The 20,625-nt window shown below is 54.2% G+C and carries 19 protein-coding genes and 1 tRNA gene; 9 read left to right on the plus strand and 11 right to left on the minus strand.

Features of this window, described 5'->3' with window-relative positions:
• The first annotated feature begins 30 nt into the window (after positions 1–30).
• Complete coding sequence (locus IM303_RS19045; protein ID WP_041911163.1) at positions 31–468, plus strand: hypothetical protein; 438 nt, start codon at positions 31–33, stop codon at positions 466–468.
• 16 nt (positions 469–484) lie between these two features.
• Positions 485–2,251, plus strand: a complete 1,767-nt coding sequence (locus tag IM303_RS19050; protein WP_193360168.1) for a lytic polysaccharide monooxygenase — start codon at positions 485–487, stop codon at positions 2,249–2,251.
• A 117-nt stretch (positions 2,252–2,368) separates the two neighbouring features.
• On the opposite strand, the gene IM303_RS19055 is transcribed toward IM303_RS19050, so the two are convergent.
• Positions 2,369–3,118 (minus strand): A24 family peptidase, encoded by a 750-nt coding sequence (locus IM303_RS19055; RefSeq protein WP_045261192.1) that lies wholly within the window; start codon positions 3,116–3,118, stop codon positions 2,369–2,371.
• 45 nt (positions 3,119–3,163) lie between these two features.
• A complete protein-coding gene (locus IM303_RS19060; RefSeq protein WP_120279556.1) occupies positions 3,164–3,382 on the minus strand; it encodes an ANR family transcriptional regulator in 219 nt (72 codons plus the stop codon).
• Between the two features lie 167 nt (positions 3,383–3,549).
• Here IM303_RS19060 and IM303_RS19065 point away from each other — a divergent pair, with 167 nt between their 5' ends.
• Complete coding sequence (locus tag IM303_RS19065; protein WP_193360169.1) at positions 3,550–4,746, plus strand: hypothetical protein; 1,197 nt, start codon at positions 3,550–3,552, stop codon at positions 4,744–4,746.
• On the opposite strand, the gene IM303_RS19070 is transcribed toward IM303_RS19065, so the two are convergent.
• The 4 genes from IM303_RS19070 to IM303_RS19085 form a co-directional block, all read right to left on the minus strand.
• A complete protein-coding gene (locus tag IM303_RS19070; RefSeq protein ID WP_028015621.1) occupies positions 4,709–5,236 on the minus strand; it encodes a cytochrome b in 528 nt (175 codons plus the stop codon). The two genes, IM303_RS19065 and IM303_RS19070, sit on opposite strands and share 38 nt — an antisense overlap.
• A 63-nt stretch (positions 5,237–5,299) precedes the next feature.
• A complete protein-coding gene (locus IM303_RS22345) occupies positions 5,300–6,901 on the minus strand; it encodes a glycosyl hydrolase family 18 protein (RefSeq protein WP_053087956.1) in 1,602 nt (533 codons plus the stop codon).
• 149 nt (positions 6,902–7,050) lie between these two features.
• Positions 7,051–7,530 (minus strand): hypothetical protein, encoded by a 480-nt coding sequence (locus IM303_RS19080; protein WP_126296587.1) that lies wholly within the window; start codon positions 7,528–7,530, stop codon positions 7,051–7,053.
• The gene (locus IM303_RS19085; RefSeq protein ID WP_028015618.1) at positions 7,500–8,240 is read right to left on the minus strand and encodes a helix-turn-helix domain-containing protein; all 741 of its coding nucleotides are present in this window, start codon (positions 8,238–8,240) and stop codon (positions 7,500–7,502) included. The genes IM303_RS19080 and IM303_RS19085 overlap by 31 nt, the downstream gene beginning before the upstream one ends.
• 536 nt (positions 8,241–8,776) lie before the next feature.
• On the opposite strand from IM303_RS19085, the gene IM303_RS19090 reads away from it, so the two are divergent.
• The 3 genes from IM303_RS19090 (at position 8,777) to IM303_RS19100 (ending at position 13,479) form a co-directional block, all read left to right on the plus strand.
• Entirely contained in the window at positions 8,777–9,373 is a 597-nt protein-coding gene (locus IM303_RS19090) for a response regulator transcription factor (protein ID WP_048998758.1), read from the plus strand.
• Between the two features lie 2 nt (positions 9,374–9,375).
• A complete protein-coding gene (locus IM303_RS19095; RefSeq protein WP_193360170.1) occupies positions 9,376–12,708 on the plus strand; it encodes an ATP-binding protein in 3,333 nt (1,110 codons plus the stop codon).
• Between the two features lie 84 nt (positions 12,709–12,792).
• Positions 12,793–13,479, plus strand: coding sequence for a response regulator transcription factor (locus tag IM303_RS19100; RefSeq protein ID WP_048998760.1), 687 nt, complete (start codon positions 12,793–12,795; stop codon positions 13,477–13,479).
• Between the two features lie 78 nt (positions 13,480–13,557).
• On the opposite strand, the gene IM303_RS19105 is transcribed toward IM303_RS19100, so the two are convergent.
• Positions 13,558–15,504 carry a TonB-dependent copper receptor gene (locus IM303_RS19105; protein WP_193360171.1) on the minus strand — a complete coding sequence of 649 codons (1,947 nt, stop codon included), beginning with the start codon at positions 15,502–15,504 and terminating at the stop codon, positions 13,558–13,560.
• 144 nt (positions 15,505–15,648) lie between these two features.
• Entirely contained in the window at positions 15,649–16,563 is a 915-nt protein-coding gene (locus tag IM303_RS19110) for a LysR family transcriptional regulator (protein ID WP_041911171.1), read from the minus strand.
• 101 nt (positions 16,564–16,664) lie between these two features.
• On the opposite strand from IM303_RS19110, the gene IM303_RS19115 reads away from it, so the two are divergent.
• The gene (locus tag IM303_RS19115; protein WP_193360172.1) at positions 16,665–17,597 is read left to right on the plus strand and encodes a DMT family transporter; all 933 of its coding nucleotides are present in this window, start codon (positions 16,665–16,667) and stop codon (positions 17,595–17,597) included.
• A 37-nt stretch (positions 17,598–17,634) separates the two neighbouring features.
• Here the strand turns inward: IM303_RS19115 and IM303_RS19120 are convergent.
• Together IM303_RS19120 and dnaQ are read right to left on the minus strand one after the other, a co-directional pair.
• Positions 17,635–17,711 (minus strand) — tRNA-Asp (locus IM303_RS19120).
• 132 nt (positions 17,712–17,843) lie between these two features.
• Positions 17,844–18,575 (minus strand): DNA polymerase III subunit epsilon, encoded by a 732-nt coding sequence (gene dnaQ, locus IM303_RS19125; RefSeq protein WP_028015611.1) that lies wholly within the window; start codon positions 18,573–18,575, stop codon positions 17,844–17,846.
• Between the two features lie 64 nt (positions 18,576–18,639).
• On the opposite strand from dnaQ, the gene rnhA reads away from it, so the two are divergent.
• Positions 18,640–19,107 carry a ribonuclease HI gene (gene rnhA, locus IM303_RS19130; protein WP_193052927.1) on the plus strand — a complete coding sequence of 156 codons (468 nt, stop codon included), beginning with the start codon at positions 18,640–18,642 and terminating at the stop codon, positions 19,105–19,107.
• Here the strand turns inward: rnhA and IM303_RS19135 are convergent, their stop codons facing one another.
• Positions 19,108–19,824 carry a class I SAM-dependent methyltransferase gene (locus IM303_RS19135; protein ID WP_028015609.1) on the minus strand — a complete coding sequence of 239 codons (717 nt, stop codon included), beginning with the start codon at positions 19,822–19,824 and terminating at the stop codon, positions 19,108–19,110.
• A 32-nt stretch (positions 19,825–19,856) separates the two neighbouring features.
• Between IM303_RS19135 and gloB the strand changes: the two genes are divergently transcribed.
• On the plus strand, positions 19,857–20,615 hold the full coding sequence (gloB, locus tag IM303_RS19140; RefSeq protein ID WP_059357725.1) for a hydroxyacylglutathione hydrolase: 759 nt from the start codon (positions 19,857–19,859) through the stop codon (positions 20,613–20,615).
• Positions 20,616–20,625 lie beyond the last annotated feature (10 nt).

Here is a 20,625-nt window from a genome sequence, read left to right on the forward strand (position 1 = left end):
GTTATTGTTCAGTAATAAATAAGGGAACTTATGAAATTAACAGGATCTGCTTTTGTCCTTGCCGCTTTACTGGCAGGGGCGGGCGTCAGCGTTTCAGCTAACGCCGCCACGACCTCGCCATCGGCAAACTGCGAACAGGGTCACCAGAACTGCATGAAAGAACTAGGCACGCTGGAACGCGCCGTCAACGGTGAGAAAGTGAAGGTCGTTGAAGGGCAAACGATTCGTGCGCGCTTCTTTAACGACGGAACCGAACTGCCAAATCTGGAAACGCGCGTCACCATTCTTGCTGGCGAAGAGGCCCACTGGTCCTACGCCCTCGCCCAGGCTATCAATCAGCAGCACCCCGAACTGCGTGCCGGTTTCAGGCACAGCAACGGCGAGATTACACCCGATGAGTCAGAGCCAAATAAGGTGTATGCCAAACAGAACAACCCTCTCAGTCACGTAGAAGTGTCCTTCAATTAATTCAGGGAAGATTATTTTGAAACTACTCAAGATGAATAATATTACGTCGGCGTTAGCCGTGGCATTGATTGGTATGTATTCCACGGGCGCACTGGCGCACGGCTATGTTTTTGAACCAAAATCCCGTTCGGTGATTCATTTCCCGCCGATGAACGATAAAGGTGAGCATAGTAACGTCTGGCCTGCTGACGCCGTGGAAGCGCCGAAGCTCCCGGCTGGCAACGATATGAGCCCAACCCCGATCGCCAACGAACAGCTATTCCAGTTCCCGCCGGATGGAAAACTGGCAAGCGGTGGTTCAACGGCAACTCCCGCCTTCAGCAAGCTTGATGACGAAAAGCAGAATACCTACAACAACCCGATGTCTGCGGGTCCGCACCAGTTTAAATGGCATTTACCGGCTAAGCACCGCACCACCTATTTTACCTACTACATCACTAAGCCGGACTGGCAGTCTGTTCCGGGTGCGGATTCGCGCCTGACCAGAGCGATGTTTGAAGATAAGCCATTCTGCCATAAGGTTTATACCTATGCGCCAGGCAACCCGTCGGCCGATATTTCGCTCCCGACAGGCTTCGAAACCCACACCTGCGACGTACCGGAGCGTGAAGGTAAGCAGAAAATTTATGCCGTCTGGCGCGTGCGCGATACCGATAACGCATTTTATCAGATGATTGACGTCGATTTTGGCGGTGAAGTCATTACCAAACCGGTGGCCAACGTCACGCCATCCAGTCATAACCTGTCAACCAGCACGCTGTCGCTGGACGGTAGCGCCTCAACGGGGAAAGAGCTGAAGTACAGCTGGGCCGTCACCAGCAATGCCGATAAGGTCATTCTGGAAAACAGCACCAGTGCTAAAGCCAGCATTCGCCTGAAGGCTAAACCGGAGAGCGATTTTACCGTCAACGTGAAGCTGACCGTCACCAATGATAAAAACATGAGTGATTCAAAAACCGTCACCCTGAATGCCAAAGCTGAAGCGGATAGCACGGCACCGGAGGCGAAGGCAGGCAGTGACTTCACCGTTCACAGCAACAGTGAATCACGTGGTTATGACCTTAACGGTTCCGCAAGCGTCAATGCTGAAAAATACCAATGGACTATCGTTTCAGGGCAGGACATTGGTGCGTTGCAGGTTGCTAACGGTGGCGAATGGGTTTCAACCGTCCACGCGGCAAAAGCCCGTGCGCTGATTAAACCCGGCAAAATCGGTAAAGTGACCTATCGCCTGACGGTGACGGCCAAAAATGGCAAAACCAGCACCGACGATATCACCGTGACCGTGAAGGAAGCGCAGCAGGCTTCTGATGTACAGATCAATACGGGCAACAACCAGGACACCATCGTTGGCAGTGACGTTATTGCTGCCGCCGTCGTGTCCAAAAACAATGACTCGTTAAAAGGGGCAAAAATTGAATGGTCCGCACTGAATCACGCCGATAAGATTCAGATCTCGTCACCAAATAACTTCAGCACCAACCTCAAGGGTAAACATCCGTATACCGACAATGTGGACGTGACGCTGCAGGTGAAAGTGACGGCGCCTGACACCGGTAAAGTCTCTACGGCAACGAAGGTGATCAAGCTGCGCCCGGCGCAAACCGATGTAAAAGCCTGGGATCACAGCAAGACTTACAAGACACCTTGTGAAAAAGTGAGCTATGAGGGCAACATCTGGCTGAACAGCTGGGAAACCCGAGGCGTTAAGCCTGGTTCCGATGGCGAGTGGGGCGTCTGGAAGAAAGAAGGTGCTGCCAACATGCCTAAAGAGTGCAAATAATACTGTAAGTTAACTCTGGCCGGGTCTTCACTGACCCGCGCCTCACATTATCATTCCCTGCCTACACTTTCGTTATCATTTTTGCGCCGGAAATCGCCCCTTCGTTCCGGCGCTTTTTTATCGGTATAAAATCACCCACCCTATCGCGGCGATAATCGGATACGGTCCGAAGGGAAACGGTTGACCGGGCTTGATCCGCAACAGAATCAGCGCCGCGATCAGTGCCAGCAGGGTCGAGGCAACAAAAACATCCAGCAGCGCCAGCGGGCCAAGCCACGCCCCGATCGCCGCCAGCAGTTTCATATCCCCCATCCCCATCCCTTCATGGCCGCGCAATAAACGGAACAGCAAAGAGAGCGTCCAGGGCACGCCAAATCCCAGCAGAGCGGCGATTAATGCCTGCGTTGGCTCCACCCGGCTATAGCCGCTGACGGCAAACGCCAGCGACATCGCCAGCAGCGGGAGCGTCAGACGGTCGGGCAGGAGCATGGTGCGCAGGTCAATAAACAGCAGCGGCAGCAAAAACGTCACCGCCAGCAGGTCGAACAGGCTCTGCGGCGTGACGCCCTGCTGCCAGATAATCACCCCGTACAGCAGCGCCATAAGCCCTTCAACCAGCGGATAGCGCCACGATATCGCCTGACCACAGCTGGCGCAGCGCCCGCGCAGCAGCAGCCAGCCCATCAGAGGAACATTGTGGCGAAATTTAATGGGGTGTTTACAGCGTGGGCAGTGGGAAGCAGGCCACGATAAAGAGAGTGCTTCACCGTGGAGAATCAAGGGGAGCCGATAAATGATGACATTGCAAAAACTGCCGATAATGGCACCCAGAAAAACGCTAAAAACGAGTATTACACTCTCAACCATGGTTCCACACTCTAAGGGACATGCAATCTCCGATAATAGCAGAGACTACTCGTTATATTTAGGCAGCCTGTTTGCACGTAAAGTACAAAAGTCTCCGCGCAAGTTCGCCCATTCAATATTCAGATGCGTTTTTGCATACTGTGCCGCTTCTTTCCACAATAATGCCGCGATATGCCACTCCTTTCCCTGTTCATGTTCTGCCGCTCGTGAAGAAAGTGAAAACCACAGGGTAGCAGGGTCGCGTTTGTCGCTTTGCCAGTCCATCGTTAAGCCCTTTAGAAAAAATCCCAGCGTATCAATAGCGACGATAAAATAATTGAGCTTAAAATGATAAATACCTGAATAACGCTGAATGCCTCAGTGGGAGAACAACGCTGATTACCAATATTATCCGCTGGCTGGCCTTTTCGGGTCTCTATATCCTGCTGGCATTGCTGAGCTTTCATACGCGGGATAGCTGGAGCCTCTCCACCACGCTCTGGCTCCCGGCGCCGCTGCTTTTCGCCGCGTTATGGCTGACGGCCCCGCGAGAGTGGCCGCTGTGGCTGGCTACCGCGGGCTTGCTGCATGTGTTTGCTGGCGTCTGGATAGGCCGCCCGCTCGCGCTGGCGTGCCTGTTCGCCCTCTTCGACGTCGCGATATTTCCACTGTGCGTCGCCGTCTTTCGTCTGAATGCGCAACTGCCTGCGCTGCGTTTTGCGCGCAGGCCGATTATTGGTGAACTGATCTACCCCCTGCAGTTAATCTTCAGCATTTTTTGCGGCAGCCTGCTGCTTAATCTGGCGCTGTTACTCTCAGGGTATCCGATTGCGCCTCTGCATTTTTTTTCATGGGTGCTGGCGGCATTAACCGGCATTCTCGCCATTCTGCCGCTGCTGCGTGAGAGCAAAATGCCGTCGCACCCGCGGTTTAACGGGCGGGAAGCTCTGCTCCTTGCCGCGAATACCCTTGTGCTGATGACGGGGTACTTTTTCCTGCCACCGCTCTGGCAGGGGCTAAACCTGCTGCTGGTGCAAACGACGGTGGTTTTACTGAGCGTGTTTGCGCTCTCCGGGCGCGGCGTTGGCGCTCTGCTGCTCATTCAATACCTGATTGTGGTGCTGGCGACCCAGCAGCGGGAAGGGATTTTTTACACGCTAACGCCCGATCTCATCCCCGCAATCTGGCAGGCGCAGTGGTACCTGGTATTTTCGGCGATTTTTGCCAACTGTTTATATCAGTACCGCCGCTGGATCCAACAGCAGCAGGCGCTCGCGGCCAGCACCAGTGCCATCATTATTCGCCTGTCGCAGACGGGTTCTTGCGTCGTGTTTCGCCTCTCGATGCCAGAGGAGGAGATCCACTGGCAAGGCAGTACGGAAGCGCTGTTCCCTGATGAGGAAAAGACGCTGAGCACCCTGACGTTACTGGACGCACACTGCGATACGCCGTTCCTGCCCGGTTTTCGCGCCTGGTACTCACAGCAACGTGAAAGCAGCTTTGCCCGGGAAGTTGTTCTGCAAACGCTGCACGGAAGGCAGATGCGCGGGATGGTGCTGTTTCACAGGATTGGCAACACCGCGCATCTGATGGGGGGAGTGAGCCTCTTTCTCACAGCATCCGCTGCAGAATCTCCCGCTGCCCGCTAAAGGTGTATTTCAACACCGCCGCGACATGCCCAAGCAGAATCACACCCAGCAGAATGCAGCTATAGCGATGCACCTGGAAGAAAAACGCATTCACTTCGGCGATGGCAATCGGGCGGGAAACCGGCACCAGACCAAACAGGTTGTAGTCTTTTTGCAGCATCAGAAAACCGCTAACCAGCACCACCATAATGGTCAGATAAAACAGCTCATGAATAAATACCACCAGCTGTTTTTTACGTCCGGCTACCGTTGCCGGATAGGGCACCGAAGGGCGGAAGAAACGCCAGACGAAGCGCACCATCATGATAGGCGTGGCGATGGTACCCAGCGACATATTCAGCACGGAGAAAAAGGTAAACCAGCGGGTTCCTTCCAGCGCGTGCAGAATATAGCCCATGCACATCGCGTAGATAATGACGGCTGCGACCACCCAGTGCAGAAGGCGAGAAAACCGATCGTAACGTTTGGCAATAACCAGAGAAGTTTGCATAGTCGTTGTCCTGTAAAACAAAAAGCACGGCTCCCTGCGAAGCCATGCTGTTTAAAAAAGAGGTTATTCAGCTACCCACAAGTTGCGGGCCCGATCCGGCGACCAATGGCTGGCACCTGTATGGCCAATCTGACAGCGGTAAACATTGCCCTCATAGAGCACTTTATCCCCTACGGCATAGAGTTTGCCCGGCGTGAATGGGGTAACGTCGCCGCCCTGGCCGCCCTCTTCGCCTCCGCCATCGTCATTATCGGGCACGGTAACGTTGACCGGCTGGCTCGGCGTAGCGAAGTTGTTGGCTGCATCATAGGCGATGACCGTATAGCGATAGCTCATGCCAGGCTGGGTTTGGGTGTCGGTAAAGTTGAGTTCATGGGTATCACCGATCTTTTCCAGACCGCGCCAGATGGCATACCCCGCCACGCCCGTATTATCCTTAGCTGGCAGCCAGCTGAGCGAAACATCCTGCCCCTTCAGCGTGGCCTGCACGCCCTGCACCTGTGTTGGCGCCTGAGTATCCGTTTCGTCGCCCCCATCCGGCAGACTGCCGTCAAGGATGCTCTGGTAGCGGTTCAGAAATTCATAGCCGTAATGTTGACCATTTTTAGTGTTGCCATTGTCCCAGTTCACTGACCAGGTCATGAGCCCTTTTACCGCTTCATTTTTTGCTTCCAGTCGCGAAAGTGCGTTAAAGACACTCTGCGCGTCTCGCACATAGCCGGTTCCTGCCGCATCCGCATTGGCCGGGAGACCAATCACCAGCTTGTTCGCCGGGATCTTCACATAACCGCGCGTCCCGTTTGCCAGGCTGTCGGTGAGATAGTAAAGGAAAAGCTCTTTTTGACGGTCGCTATAGCCCTTCCCCCATTCCTGCGGCAGCCACCATTCACCGACTTCGTCCTTCTCCTCCTGCGTCATCATATTCACGCCGTCGCCCGCCTGGTTGTAATACTGTGGAGCGATAAAGTCATACACGCCCTCAAGATTTTGCAGGTAGGCTTTGTAGTTGACCCCGCGATCGGCCTGGAGATAGGGGAACTCTGGCGCCATGCTGATGATGAAGTGTTTGCCCTGCTGCTGATAATGGTCGCGCACCATTTTCAGTGCCGCCGGGATCACCGTACTGTTTTCAGCAGCGGTAATGGCCGTCTGCTCCAGATCGATATCAAGACCATCAAAACCATAGCGATCGGTCAGGCGAATAATCTCCGCCGCGAACGCCTCAGTCTGGTCTTTGTTCAGTGCAATGTGCGCGTCAGCGCCGCCCAGTGAAATCAACACCGCGCGCCCCTGCTCGTTCAGCTCTGCAACCTGAGCGCGGAACTCCTCATCGCTCGCGTTGTAGGGTTTGAAGGTGGGAATATTCCCGCTCTGGCCGTCCATAACTTTCATGAAGGAGACGTTGACGACGTTGTAGCCTCTCGGCACTTCACGCAGCGACATATCAGAAGGTAAACCTCCCTGATAGCCGCGCGCTTTGTCTATCTCTTCCGGGTTAATTCCCCAGTTGTGCCAATAACCTACGAGAATTTTTTTCTGACTGATATCCGGCATCTGTGAGGCGGCGTCGGTTGCGGCCGCATGGCTAAACGTGCTGACCAGCATTCCGCTTAACGCCAGGCCTGCGGCGATAGCGCTCAGAGATATTTTATTTTTCTTTAACATGGGAGATATCCTGCTCCAGGTTTAATAATGAAATCCTGTCCCGCAAGATAGGATATTCATCTTCCTGAAAACAGGAGAACAGCTCACTGCAGCAGCAGATTTAAAAACTCGTCAGCCTGGATATGTCTTATAATAAAATTATCGTGGGATTATTTATACTCACACATTGCTACCCAGTTATCATTAATTTTCATCAGCCAGCTATCTTTATTAATCGGCTTGAATAACAGGTTAATATACTGACCATCTTCACTTATCAGAAAGGTCTTCTCCGGCAGCTGATCGCCAACGGCAATTTTTAATTCTGCCACCCGGCCATTGATGACATTTCCCTTCTGTGTCACCGATTTTAACTGCAGGGTTCGGTTGAATACCCGGTTACCGGCCTCATCGGTTTTTACACCAAATAGCGTTAGCCTGTGGAGTTTAGGCCACCAGGTGATCACACCATTAAACTGGTAATGCTGCAGGCTTTCATCAATAAATTTACCATTACGTATGACGCTGCTGCAGGGCTCGGCGGGCACTTTTCTGCTCTCCAGGTAGTTGCTGGTCAGGTAAGCCAGCGCGCCACCCAGCGAAACGCTGATGCAAACCATCAATATGACGAATAGTATTCGTAACCGCATTTTCCCTCCTGAGATAGTTCGCCTTCACATTGCGCAACGAACACTTTTGGACCGTTCGACGCGATGTACACGTTATTGATGCCCGCCGGCAGGGCATGCCGCTTTCTCGCCAGCGCCTGCCGATCGACACTGCGCAGCGAAGAGAGATGAAACATGACGCCATCTACGTAGATATTTTCCTGAAACGCCTGCGGCGTGTCCGCCGTGCAGACCACCACCAGCGTTGGAAGGATAATCAACAAGCTGCACAGCGCCGCCAGCAGAGCCCCGTATTGACGTGGGGGAGTTTTCATTGGCTCCGCCGTGATAGCAGGCAACGACGGGCAATCGACGGGAGTGGGACAAGACGCGTTATCAGGCTCTTCTGGCGGCGGGCAAGCGACCTCACTGTCCTGCGTTTCGCAGGGTGCCAGTACTACACCATAACGGGGAATGGTTTTAATGATCGAGCCCGGCAGGCCGGCATTTTGCAGCTTGCGGCGGAGCATTTTTATAAGCTGGTGATAGCTGGATTCACTAACAATCATGCCCTGGTTAAGCCAGATCTCTTCAAATATGGTCTCTTTTTTACATTTGCCGCTGAGGATCAACTCCAGCAAACGACGCTCGTTGGGCGTCAGATGTATATCACCATGATCCACGGTTGCCAGAGATGATTTTTCCGGTACGAACGTTACTGACGCTGAAAGAGAGATTTCTTCGTTATTCACGGGTAGGTCCTGGATAATAAAATTACAGCGTTTACATTGTTATGACGAAAAAGCGCAGGGATTAACAGTTACATGTCTGTTATCTAATTCAGGCACAAATTAACAACATATCCTTATAAATGATAGTACCTTCGCTCTTTGCGCTATTTCCCGTCCTGATTTTTCCACAACCAATTCATGATTTCAGAAAGTTTATTCTGAGTAACGCCTGAGTAATACCTGATATTCAACCTGAACAATAAGGAATTCCTTTCCGTACCTGAGAAATATCGTCCGCCATGCCGCTATTTCGCGATAAATAACAAACCATTCAGCTGCTCCGGAAAAAATCTCTATCATAGAATGTGAAAACATCGTTACTTTACCTTTCGGTTTTCCATCAGGATCGGCTGATGCCCCCCAGCAACTATACAGCCCACCACTTTTTAGCTACTCTTTTTCACCTCACTCTGCTCTACACTGTAAGAGTGATGCTAAAGCGCCATTCGCTAAGATGTGCGGTGAACACCTGTCTTTTCCTTGCCGGATCGGATGTCATGCTAAAAACAGTTCTGATTGCCGACGACCACCCTGTCTATTTATTAGGCTTGCGCACATTGCTGCAGACGCGCCCGGACCTTTATCGGGTCGTTCACGAAGCGCTCAGTGCTGATGAACTCATGAATAAACTGGCGAGCGAGCCTGTCGATATCATCATCACCGACCTGAGTATGCCCGGCACGCGCAGCCCGGACGGATTAACCATGATCCGCTCGCTGATTCGCCATTATCCGCAGAGCATGATTGTGGTGGTCACCATGATCACCAATCCTGAGCTTCTGGACTCGCTGCGGCGCAGCGGGGTGCATGCCGTTCTCAACAAAGCCAGTTTGTCCAGCAATCTGCTGCAGACGCTGCGCAGCACCCTGCGGGGGCAAATCGAACCGGTGAAGCCTCACGCACAGTTGACCGAACGGGAAACAGAAGTGCTGCGCCTGCTGGTGCGCGGTTTCACCGTGAACGAGATCAGCGCCCAGCTTAACCGGACGAAGCAGACCATCAGTACGCAAAAAAAGAGTGCCATGAGCAAACTCAACGCCAGGAATGATTTCGAGCTGCTCCAGTGCGCGCAAAGTCTGGGGCTGGTTAGCTGAGCATGCGCAGAGGCTGGCTGGCGACATTATTTATCCTCATGCTGATAAGCGGGCACGCGGCGGCGGGCACGCTGCGCGTGGGCCTGCTGAGCGCCGCGCCGCCTTTTCTCGCTATCGATCGGCCGCCGGGAATTCTGGATGATGAACTCAGCATATTGTTTAGCAATACGACGCTGCCGGAGGTCCAGCGTTTTAGCGACCCGGCAACGGCGCTGGATGCGTTAAAGCGAAAGCGCATCGATGTGTTAATCGCCGCCCGGCGTCCTGCAGCCGATCTGGTCGCCAGCGAGCCAATGTTCGCTTTCCCGCTGGCGTCCCTGAGCATAAAAGAGGGACGCGGCGGTACACTGTGCTTTCCGGAATTACCCTCAGAGGTCGCGACCCGCTGCTCTGCGACGGGTTCAGCCTCACCGGGGGAAAACGTCAGGCAGCTGGCAGCAGGGAAAGCGCGGGAATTTATCGCCCCGGAGTTTGTTTTACGTAACTGGCTGACCCACTCCCCCGCCACCACGCTGACCCTGACGCCGCTGGACGATACTCCCCCGCTACATTTTCGTGCCTGGGCTCTGCCTGAGCAGGCAAACACGCTGGAAATCTTCAACGAGCGTATTCACACCCTTAACCCGGAAGACGCTGAATGGCTGGAACAAAAGTGGCTTTTGCCGGACGGCAGCGTCTTTGACGCCCGCCATTCCCCCGTGAAAGAAAATGCGCCCAAAATCACGCTGCACGTTTTGCTTCCCGCTATTTCGCCGCCAATGGTCACACTCACGCCTGACGGGCATATTCAGGGGGTATGGCGCGATCTGCTGCTCAATCTGTTTCCGTCCAACCTGTATAGCCTGACCTTCAACCTTGATGCGCCCCCGCTTCAGTATGCGGAGAACACGTTGCGCATAGTCGCCAGCGCGACGCCACCGTCAAAGAGTGCCATCACGTTTGACTCACTGAGCTGGGCCCTGCTCAGTGAGGACAGCAACCCGCTTTCCGGCTCCTTGTCCGCATTACAGCATAAGCGGATTGCCGTCATACGCATCTCTCCGCTTGTCACGTTACTGCGTCAGGCGATACCTGCGGATAACCTGGTGCTGGTTAACTCGCTCGATCAGGGTTTTGAATTGCTCAAAGCCGGAGGCGCGGACGGGCTTGCGGGCGATGCGTTTATACTCCATCACCTGCTGCGCCAGCATAACGCCAGCAATCTGTCGCTGACGCCGCTGGCGCTGCCGGAAGTGCCGCTATGGTTTGTACCAAATATTTCTGACCCGGCGGATGCCAAAAGGGTGAATGCGGTCATGGCGTCCGTAACGCAGGCTGATATCTACGCGAGCCTTAACCTGTCGCAGGCCGTACAGACGACACCCACCGCCCCGGTGCAATCGTTATGGCTGGTCATGCTCGCCGTGGTGGCGATTTGCGCAGCATTCGTCGCCCTGCTGACCTTTAGCGCCGCGCAGAGCCAGCGACGCCAGCGCGAGCGGGACACGGCAGAGCTGCACAACGCGCTCTCACTCTGGCAAACTCTGATGAACAATGTCCCGGTGCCGCTGTTTGTCTGCGATCCGACCGGGCGGCTGACGCGCTATAACGACTCCTTTATTCACTCACCGTTACTCACGGCACTGCCCGAAGAGGGCGCCCCCTTTTCCAGCCTGCCTTTGGGCGAGCTTGCCCAACAGTTTACGTTGCCGCATCGCCTCTCGCTGCTCCATGCCGCGTCGCCGTTAACGGGTGAAACCACTCAGAACAATTCCACCCTTTACTGGTGGCTTTGCCGCTATACCGATACGCGGGGGCGGCCTCAGGGCGTGGTCGGAGGCTGGATCGATATCACTGAAAAAGCCGCGCTGACCGCTGCGCTCAATCAGGCGCTGGCGCAGGCGGAGCAGGCCAGCACTGAAAAATCGAACTTCCTCGCCCGCATGAGCCATGACATTCGTACCCCACTCAACGCCATGCTGGGCCTGCTTGAGATGGAGCGCGACAAAAGCGAGTCCCTCAACATCGCCTGGCAGGCAGCCGGGTCATTGCGCGACGTGATTGGCGGCGTACTGGATTTGTCGCGCATTGAAGCAGGCGAGTTAAGGCTGGAGCCACAGGCCTGGCCCCTGTGGCAGACGCTTAACGCCAGCGCGGAGATTTTTGCCAGCAGCGCCAACGCTAAAGGTCTCCACTGGCGCAGCGAGTTGAACGTGCCGCACGACGGCTGGTTCCTGTTCGATAAAGCACGGCTGAATCAGGTCATCGCCAATCTGTTAGGCAACGCCATTAAATATACGCCGCAGGGAGAAATTGTTTTTCACGCCGAGCTCAACGGTGAACATTTGCAGCTGTTGATTCGCGACACTGGCATCGGTATCCCGGCCGATGCCCTTCCACACCTCGGCCAGCCGTGGTTTCAGACTGACAGCAGCACGCCGCAAAGCAGCGGGCTGGGGCTGGCGATCTGTTACCAGTTAGTCGAGCTGATGGGAGGCGTGCTGACGATAGCCAGCGAAGCGGGGAGCGGTACGCAGGTGACGGTGAGCATACCGCTTCATGTCGCCAGCCCGGCGGCAACGGCCGATGAGACACCTGTAATAACCCCGCTGCCACCGCATCGCATTATGATCGTTGACGATTTTCCGGCAAACCTGACGGTGTTAGCGCTCCAGCTGCAGGAGCTGGGTCAGGAGGTTATTCCTTGCGCCAGCGCTGGCGAAGCGCTTGCGCGCCTGGAAAACGAGCCGGTGGATATCCTGATAACCGACTGCCAGATGGCCCTCATGGACGGCTATCAACTCACATCGTTAATACTCCTGCGCGATATTGCCGGCAGCATCACCGCGCCCGCCGCTATTCTCGGTTACACCGCCAGCGCGTTGCAGAGTGAGGACGATCGAGCAAAACATGCCGGAATGGACGCGTTATTGCGAAAACCGCTCTCCCTCAATGCCCTGCATCAGGCGCTGGCGCAGCAATACAGCCTGCGCAATCAGGGGCCTGACCTCAGCGAACTCCGGCGTCTGGCCAACGGTCAACCGGAGATCATGACCCTGATGCGCCAGCAAATGCGCGAAGCCATTACCCTTGATATTCGACAGCTACGGGAAAACACCCCGTCACCGCAAACGCTAAGCCAGCTCGCGCATCGTCTGAAGGCCTCCTGGAGCCTCTTTGCCATGCGCAACGCCACCCGCACCTGTCAGGCAATTGAAGTGTTGCCGGAGATGCTGGCGACAGGTGTCATAACGGCTGAAGCCCTGCCTGCGCTGACATCGCGTTTCTGCGCGCGCATGGAAGCGAATCTGCAGCAACTCGATACCGCACTGAAGGAATTATCTGACAAGTACTAAAGAATGCTCTGCACAGGATCTGTATCTTTCTGGTCATCCGGCGGCGTTATCCCTACCGTCGCCCACATTTTCGAAGGAGAAACCATGAAAGTCCGTATCGCTATTGCCGATGAGCACACCATTATCCGTCGTGGCGTCTTATCCATGATCACCAATATGCCCTCTCTTTTCAGCGACGGCTCACCCCGCCCGGAGTTTTGCATTCAGGGCGATACCGCAACGCCATCTGAGCTGCTTTCACTGCTATCCCAACAGCCTGTCGACATTCTGTTCCTTGGCTTTTCTCTTGCCACCAGCCAAACCGTTAACCCGCTCAACGGAATGGACGGCGTATTACTGATTAAATGGCTCAGCCGTAAATATCCGCAGCTTAAAATCATTGTGCTTTCGCCCTACAAAAACACGCAGCTTATCCGCATGTCGCTGGAGGCAGGCGCCAAAGCCTATATTAGTCGGGACACCTGTGAGAAAACCCTGAACAGAACGCTGACGTCAGTGATCAATGGGGAAGTCTATATTGAGCGCGAGCTGATGCATTCCCTGTTCCAGACCGGCGCACAAACGGAGCAAGAGCTCTCGCCCCGTGAAATTGATGTGTTGCGTATGCTCTGCAAAGGGATGAGTCTGACAGAGATCGCCAGACAGCTGCATTTGAGTAATAAAACCGTCAGCGCCCATAAACTGCGCGCGATGGAAAAACTGGGGGTAAACAGCGACTGTCAGCTCTATTGCCTGCTGGCGAAAACACAAATGTTCGATATTGCTATCTGACATAAAAAAACCGCCTGTAAACAGGCGGTAGAGGCAAACGTACGCCTCAACGGTCGCTCTCAGCAATGACGCTCAGGATCAGAAATGGTATGTCATAGCCAGCCACCAGACGCGCCCCGGTTCAGGGATTTGCTGATTTGCGGCGTATCCGAACTGGCTGGCGCCCGCCAGGTTGAGGTGCTCGCTGTAGTATTTATTGAACAGATTCTCAATACCCACGCGGGACTCAAAATGGTCGTTAAATGTGTAGCCCGCGCTCCACGAAAGCACACCAAACCCCGCGCTCGGGCCGAGATCCTGGCCGGTGACGTTACCTTTGTTTTGCGCCACGCGATGCTGCGGCGCAACCACACGCCAGAGTAATCCGGTGCGCCACTGTTGCCCGGTATAGTCCAGCGCCAGCCGCCCTTCGAGCGGCGGCATCTGCGGCAGCGGCTGTTTATCGCTACGATTCTCGCCCCAGGCGTAGCTCAGGCTTCCCGTCAGTGCCAAGTTGGGCGTCAGGCTCCAGCTTGCGCCCGTCTCCGCGCCCATTACGGCGGCATTGATGTTGCTGGCCTGCGACGGCGTGCGGCTATAATCAAACAAAATGTAATCGGTAGTTCGCCCGACATAGGCCGATGCCCAGGCGCTAACCTTGTCGCCGTGTAACTGCACGCCGCTATCCCATTGCAGGGTCTTTTCTGTTTTCAGCTGACGAAAGCTTTGTTCTCCAGCCCTGCCGGAAAATAGCTCCCAGTAATCAGGAAAACGTTCGGTATAACCGATGCCGCTATAAAGCATGACGGGTGCGTCAGGTACGCGATACTCATAGCGCGTGAATGCGCCGGGCAGGAGGTCGTGCCGGGAGCTATTTTGCGCGCTGCGCCGATCGTCCGCGCGAATGCTATCCAGCCTCGCACCCACGATGACCGTATCGTCCGCCGCGACGGACTGGCGCCATTCGCTAAACAAACCCGCCTGAGTAAAACGGGCATCGTCACGCCACGATCCAGCGCTTTTTTTACGGTGACTTTTACGCATTACGTCCGCGCCGGCGGTAAGCGTGGTGGTTTCATCTTCCCACACGCCGGCAAGGCGGCTGCCCATCACCACGCCGCCAACTTCAGACTTACGCTTCGGTCCAACGGGCTGACGCAGGCTGTAGTTATCCATGATGTGGTCAGTATCATTGGCATAGAGCTGCCAGCTAAGTTTGCTGACGTGCTCGCTCAGGTGGTATTTCTCCAGTTTTAGCGCCGCGCTTTTACGGGCAAAACGGCTACCATCCATCATCCGACCCGCATAGCGGGCTTTACCGTCGCTGGCTCCCACGCTTAGCTCCGCCAGCGAGTCCTCATCAGGCGTGAGCCCAACCGTGACGCCGCTGTTCCATCTGCGCCACAGGCCCGGCACGCGGTTGCCATGACCATCCCGGTAGTCATCCGCCTCCGAATGATTACCGTCCAGGCGGACGTAGCCACGCGGGTCGCCAAACGCGAGATTAAGGTTTTGATCCGCGCGTCCGTTAGCGCCCCGCAGCAGCTCAGCGCTGCCTTTTAGCTCAGGTACGCTGAAATAGTCCGGCTGGCGTTCAAAAAGCAATGTTCCGGCGGACCCCATTGGCCCCCAGAGCACGCTTTGTGGGCCTTTGATGACGGTTATCGTGTCGTAACTTTGCGGAGTGATATAGGCCGTTGGGGTATCCATGCGCGAGCCGCAGCCCCCCTGTGTGCTGACGCCGTCTGCAAGCAACGTCAGCCGGGAACCGAACATCCCGCGCAACACCGGATCGCCGTTACTCCCGCCGCTGCGCAGTACGGAAAAACCCGGGATGTTTTTTAGCGCGCCCGCACCGTCGCTGGCAGGCAATTGTTGTGCTGGAGTATGAGCCGGAGCGATAAATGACGCGGGATCGCGATAATACCCCTCAACGGTCATCGACTCTTCAGCGTATGCCGGCAAAGCGGTGGCACAGCAGAGAACCAACAAGAGTGGACGGGAGGCGAGCAGGGAACGAAAACCGCTCGCGGTGATACCAGACATAGCACAATTCCGTTTCGGTAAAGAAAATAAGCAAGGCGCTTATTGTCTTCATCCCCAGCAGCGGAATACACGACCTGCGGGCAAGAAGGCCCTCAGGGAAATCAGGAAATATCTGGCGGATAACGGAAATCTCAGGGACGCAGTTCAGCGCGCTTCGCCCAGGCGTGCCGTTTGCTGTCGTAGAAAATCCATCAACCGCAAACAGGCCGGAGAAAGCGGCTGCCCGACGTTTTTGACGATGCCCACATCCATATAGGTAATGCAGTCGTCAATGGTGCGCCGGATCACGCGCTGACCGCCGAGCGCCCACGGGCGATAGACCAGATCGGATAAAATCGTCACCCCCTTTCCCTGCGCGACCAGACTTCGAATCGCCTCAAAGGAGTTGGTGCGAAAATGAATGTCAGGATGACAGCCCCTGCTTTGCCAGTAGTCGGATATCACATCGGGATAGTCGTCCGTCACCAACAACAGGAATGGCGCCTTTTCCACATCCTTTAACCGAAGCTCCGGCACGCTGAGAAGAGGATGGCCGATGGCGGTCCATAACCGGCGCGGCGAACGGATCCACGTTTCGACCTCAAGCGTACTATCGTGGCTGATATTGGAGGTCAGCAAAAGACAAAAATCGAGATCTCCCTGACGCAAGGCCTGAAGCAGCTGCGATGCGGGCGCCTCATGAAATGCTGTCTCCAGCAGCGGAAAACGCTGCGCGATATCACCCCAGAGATTGGGCAGCAGATAAGCGGAAAGGGTTTCGGCAATGCCGATGCGCACGACGCCGTTAATCGCCTCAGGCTGCTGATGGAGATCCTCCACCGCCGCGCGGCTATCGTGGAGGATCTTGCGGGCATGATTGAGAAATCGCTCGCCCACGGGAGTTAACTGGATCCCTTTTGCATGCCGGATAAAGAGAGGGGCATTCACCGCCTCCTCCAGGTTGCGCATAGAGACCGTCATGGAAGATTGCGATATATGACAACGGCTGGCCGCTTTGGAAATTTGTAATGTTTCCGCTAACGCAATGTAGAACTCAAGTTGCCTGAGAGTAAACTTCATAGTTTCAGCCAATACCGTGAGATGAAAATATTATATTAGCATTTAATTCTGCACCGGCAGTACTCTAAAGGCAGACAAAATGTTTATTATCAGGAGCCTCTATGCCCTATTTTCTACTCAGTCTCGCGGCCTGTTTTTGGGGGGGTAATTATGTCGTCGGTCATTTGCTGGTGGCGCATGCAGACCCGATTATATTATCCGCCGCACGCTGGATAATTACGGCTCTTCTTTTATCGTTGCTTTATATCAGACAGATTCGCGCCCAGTGGCCGATGATGAAAAAGGCGAAAGGTACGATCATATTTCTTGCGCTGTGCGGACAGGTTATGTTCCCACTCACGCTGTATATCGGTCTGCAATATACTTCATCTCTTAATGCAGCTATTTATTTATCTACAACGCCTGCCCTGGTTTTATTGATAAATAAGCTGGTCTTTAAAGAGAAAATATCAGTACAGAATATTGCTGGCGTTGTTCTCAGTTCATTGGGCGTCGTCTGGCTGGTCATGCAGGGCGATCTGCTGCATCTGGATAGGCTTAAAAATCTGAATCGCGGCGATATCTGGACCATGGGCTCTGCCGCCAGCTGGGCCGTTTATTGTGCTTTCTTGCGGATGAAGCCGAAAAGCGTCGGTGGGAATGCCTTTGTGGCCGTGAGCGCGGTCCTCGGTGCCATGGTGTTGTTACCGGTACTGGCGATATCGTTGATAAAGACCGGCTTACCTGACTGGACGGCCTATACCGCACCGGGCTTTTTAAGCGGGCTGATGTACCTGGTGGTCTTTCCTTCCTGGCTCTCTTACCTGCTGTGGAATAAAGGCATTGCGGCTATCGGTGCAACCCGCGGGGAGATTTATTCCCACCTTATTCCGCTGAGCGGCGGTCTGTTCAGCGTGATGTTCCTGCACGTTACGTTGCATTCGTATCATCTGGTCAGCACGGTACTGATTCTGTTTGGCATTGCCCTCTGCTCTCGCGCCTCGCAAAGGAAAGTCGCGAAGATCGAACGCGCAGACGAAAAAGTACAGATATGAAAAAGGCCCACGTTATAAATAACGTGGGCCTGAATAGTGGCGGAACGGACGGGACTCGAACCCGCGACCCCCTGCGTGACAGGCAGGTATTCTAACCGACTGAACTACCGCTCCACTGTTCCCGCTTGGGGAACGAGGCGCATATTACGGTGTGCCTCCGATCTCGTCAACGCTTTTTCTCACGTTTTGAATCGTTTGCTGCAAAATTCACCCAACCGATGATTTTACAGGCATTGTGGCGTTTTTTCAGGCGCGCCACATACAGCTTCCGCCCTTCTTCTGCACCAGGTCGAGACGGGATTCATGGTTAAGTAGCTCTTCATCACTGGCTAACACCACCCGCAAACGGCTTGCCTGACGGACAACGCGCTGAATGCCCGCTTCGCCCTGCGTCTGCTGTGACTCATTTTCCATGCTGAACTTCATCGACGTCTGTCCGCCGGTCATTGCCAGATAGACGTCGGCCAGGATCTGGGCATCGAGCAATGCCCCGTGCAGCGTTCGCTTGGTGTTGTCTATTTCGTAACGTGAACAGAGCGCATCGAGGCTGTTACGCTTGCCGGGAAACATCTTCCTCGCCAGCGCCAGGCTATCGGTCACTTTGCAAAAGGTGTTTGTTTTCGGAATATCGCGATGGAGCTTACTAAACTCATAGTCCATAAAGCCGATATCGAACGAGGCGTTATGGATGATGAGTTCGGCGCCTTTGATGTACTCCAGAAACTCGTCTGCCACCTCTCCAAAGGTCGGTTTATCCAGCAAGAACTCATCGGCAATACCGTGAACGCCGAACGCCTCTGGATCCACCAGCCGATCGGGTTTGAGATACACATGGAAGTTGTTCCCCGTGAGACGACGGTTCACCACTTCAACGGCACCGATCTCAATGATCTTATGCCCTTCGTAGTGCGCGCCGATCTGGTTCATACCGGTGGTTTCGGTATCGAGGACAATCTGGCGAGTAATTGCAGTGCTCATAGCGGTCATTTATGTCAGACTTATCGTTTAACTGAACGTTTCAAATACAGGAAGTCTACCAGAGATGCGTAAACAGGTAGAAATTTTCACCGATGGATCTTGTCTCGGCAACCCAGGGCCCGGCGGCTACGGCGCGATTATGCGCTATCGCCAGCATGAAAAAACTTTTAGCGAAGGCTATTTCCTGACCACCAACAACCGTATGGAGTTGATGGCGGCCATTGTGGCGCTGGAAGCCTTAAAAGAACACTGCGACGTGGTGCTCAGTACCGACAGCCAGTACGTGCGCCAGGGTATCACCCAGTGGATCCACAACTGGAAAAAACGCGGCTGGAAAACTGCGGATAAAAAGCCGGTTAAAAATGTCGATCTCTGGAAGCGGCTGGATGCGGCATTAGGTCAGCACCAAATAAAATGGGAATGGGTAAAAGGGCATGCTGGTCACCCTGAGAACGAACGCTGCGACGAACTGGCGCGCGCGGCGGCTTTAAACCCGGCCCATGAGGATACAGGCTACCAGCCTGAATCCTGATCAGGGCTTTCTGTACTGCCGCGTTGCGCCAACGGTCTGCCGGATAGGCGTTTTCGATTTGCTCTGCTTCATCGGGTTAAGCGTAAGGGGGATGGTTCGCTTACGCGCGACGATAAACTGCATGCAGCCTAAGGCGGGCAAATGCGTGCTTAACAACACTCCCCCCTTCCGCGCCCACGGCAGTACCTGAAAACCGCCGTAGCAGAGCACTTCAAAGTTCAGCAGTGAAAGCCAGTCGAGCTGGCGCATCATGGTGAACATTCGGCTGTTATAGGGTGGCGTTCGGCGCAGCACGGGTACCAGCTTGCGCAGCCCCATCAGGCTCAGCGGATTGAATCCGCTGAGGATCAGCCAGCCGTCATCAATCAGAACGCGATCGGCTTCACGCAGCATACGGTGAGGATCGCTGCACCAGGGCAACGCGTGTGCAAGAAGGCATGCATCAACGGATTTCTCTGCAAATGGCAGATGCAACGGGTCTGCTTTCACCTGAACCGGCGATCCGCCGAGAGAGACGTTAACCTGATGTGAGATAGCGCAGCTTTCGGTATTGATTTCCGCGCTGAGATTGCCAATCTTAAGCAGGTGAAAGCCATACATTTTCGCGAGCCAGGGCTTCAGCTGCTGCTCCAGTGCTTCGCGATAGTATTCACCCCAGGGCAATTCCGCCCAACGTTCCGGTGCTGCGACAGTCTGAGGTATCCTTGCCGGTTTCATCAAAACACCCGCCACGCTATAAGAGGTAATGTATGAATCTTATCAGTATTCCCGCTTTTGAGGACAATTACATCTGGGTTTTGGTCGATGACGATCGTCGATGCGTCATTGTCGATCCCGGCGAATCCGCCCCTGTACTGCGCGCCATAAATGATAACGGCTGGCAGCCTGACGCCATTCTGTTGACGCATCATCATAACGATCATACTGGCGGCGTGCAGGAACTGCGCGCCCAATTTCCGCATCTTGTGGTGTACGGACCGGCTGAGACACAAAATAAGGGAACGACGCAAGTAGTCGAAGAAGGCGAAAATATCCTCATCCACGAGTGGGAGTTTTCCGTATTTGCTACACCGGGTCACACTTTGGGACATCTGTGTTTCTACAGCAAACCTTATCTTTTTTGTGGCGACACTTTGTTCTCTGGCGGCTGCGGAAGACTGTTTGAAGGCACGCCGGAACAGATGTATCAGTCTTTACAAAAGATAAGTGCGTTACCGGATGACACCCTTATTTGTTGCGCCCATGAGTATACATTAGGAAATATGAAGTTTGCTGCAAGCCTCTTACCTGAGGATCGGGCGATTCAGGATTATTATCACAAAGTGAAGGAGTTACGTGCAAAAAACCAAAATACACTGCCCGTAATTCTGAAAAATGAGCGCCAGATTAATTTATTTTTACGAACAGATGATATTGATTTAATTAATAAAATTAACCAAGAAACAAATTTGCAACAACCTGAACAGCGATTTGCATGGTTAAGGTCAAAGAAAGATAACTTCAGATAAATGCGGGTTG

The organism is Enterobacter cloacae complex sp. P38RS, assembly GCF_014930775.1.
Lineage (GTDB): Bacteria > Pseudomonadota > Gammaproteobacteria > Enterobacterales > Enterobacteriaceae > Enterobacter > Enterobacter bugandensis.

What these genes read in the sequence shown, in the direction of transcription:
- IM303_RS19045 (WP_041911163.1), top strand. Translation starts at nt 31, where the DNA reads ATGAAATTAACAGGATCTGCTTTTGTCCTTGCCGCTTTACTGGCAGGG.
- IM303_RS19055 (WP_045261192.1), bottom strand. Translation starts at nt 3,118, where the DNA reads ATGGTTGAGAGTGTAATACTCGTTTTTAGCGTTTTTCTGGGTGCCATT.
- IM303_RS19060 (WP_120279556.1), bottom strand. Translation starts at nt 3,382, where the DNA reads ATGGACTGGCAAAGCGACAAACGCGACCCTGCTACCCTGTGGTTTTCA.
- IM303_RS19070 (WP_028015621.1), bottom strand. Translation starts at nt 5,236, where the DNA reads ATGCAAACTTCTCTGGTTATTGCCAAACGTTACGATCGGTTTTCTCGC.
- IM303_RS22345 (WP_053087956.1), bottom strand. Translation starts at nt 6,901, where the DNA reads ATGTTAAAGAAAAATAAAATATCTCTGAGCGCTATCGCCGCAGGCCTG.
- IM303_RS19080 (WP_126296587.1), bottom strand. Translation starts at nt 7,530, where the DNA reads ATGCGGTTACGAATACTATTCGTCATATTGATGGTTTGCATCAGCGTT.
- IM303_RS19090 (WP_048998758.1), top strand. Translation starts at nt 8,777, where the DNA reads ATGCTAAAAACAGTTCTGATTGCCGACGACCACCCTGTCTATTTATTA.
- IM303_RS19095 (WP_193360170.1), top strand. Translation starts at nt 9,376, where the DNA reads ATGCGCAGAGGCTGGCTGGCGACATTATTTATCCTCATGCTGATAAGC.
- IM303_RS19100 (WP_048998760.1), top strand. Translation starts at nt 12,793, where the DNA reads ATGAAAGTCCGTATCGCTATTGCCGATGAGCACACCATTATCCGTCGT.
- IM303_RS19105 (WP_193360171.1), bottom strand. Translation starts at nt 15,504, where the DNA reads ATGTCTGGTATCACCGCGAGCGGTTTTCGTTCCCTGCTCGCCTCCCGT.
- IM303_RS19110 (WP_041911171.1), bottom strand. Translation starts at nt 16,563, where the DNA reads ATGAAGTTTACTCTCAGGCAACTTGAGTTCTACATTGCGTTAGCGGAA.
- IM303_RS19115 (WP_193360172.1), top strand. Translation starts at nt 16,665, where the DNA reads ATGCCCTATTTTCTACTCAGTCTCGCGGCCTGTTTTTGGGGGGGTAAT.
- dnaQ (WP_028015611.1), bottom strand. Translation starts at nt 18,575, where the DNA reads ATGAGCACTGCAATTACTCGCCAGATTGTCCTCGATACCGAAACCACC.
- rnhA (WP_193052927.1), top strand. Translation starts at nt 18,640, where the DNA reads ATGCGTAAACAGGTAGAAATTTTCACCGATGGATCTTGTCTCGGCAAC.
- IM303_RS19135 (WP_028015609.1), bottom strand. Translation starts at nt 19,824, where the DNA reads ATGAAACCGGCAAGGATACCTCAGACTGTCGCAGCACCGGAACGTTGG.
- gloB (WP_059357725.1), top strand. Translation starts at nt 19,857, where the DNA reads ATGAATCTTATCAGTATTCCCGCTTTTGAGGACAATTACATCTGGGTT.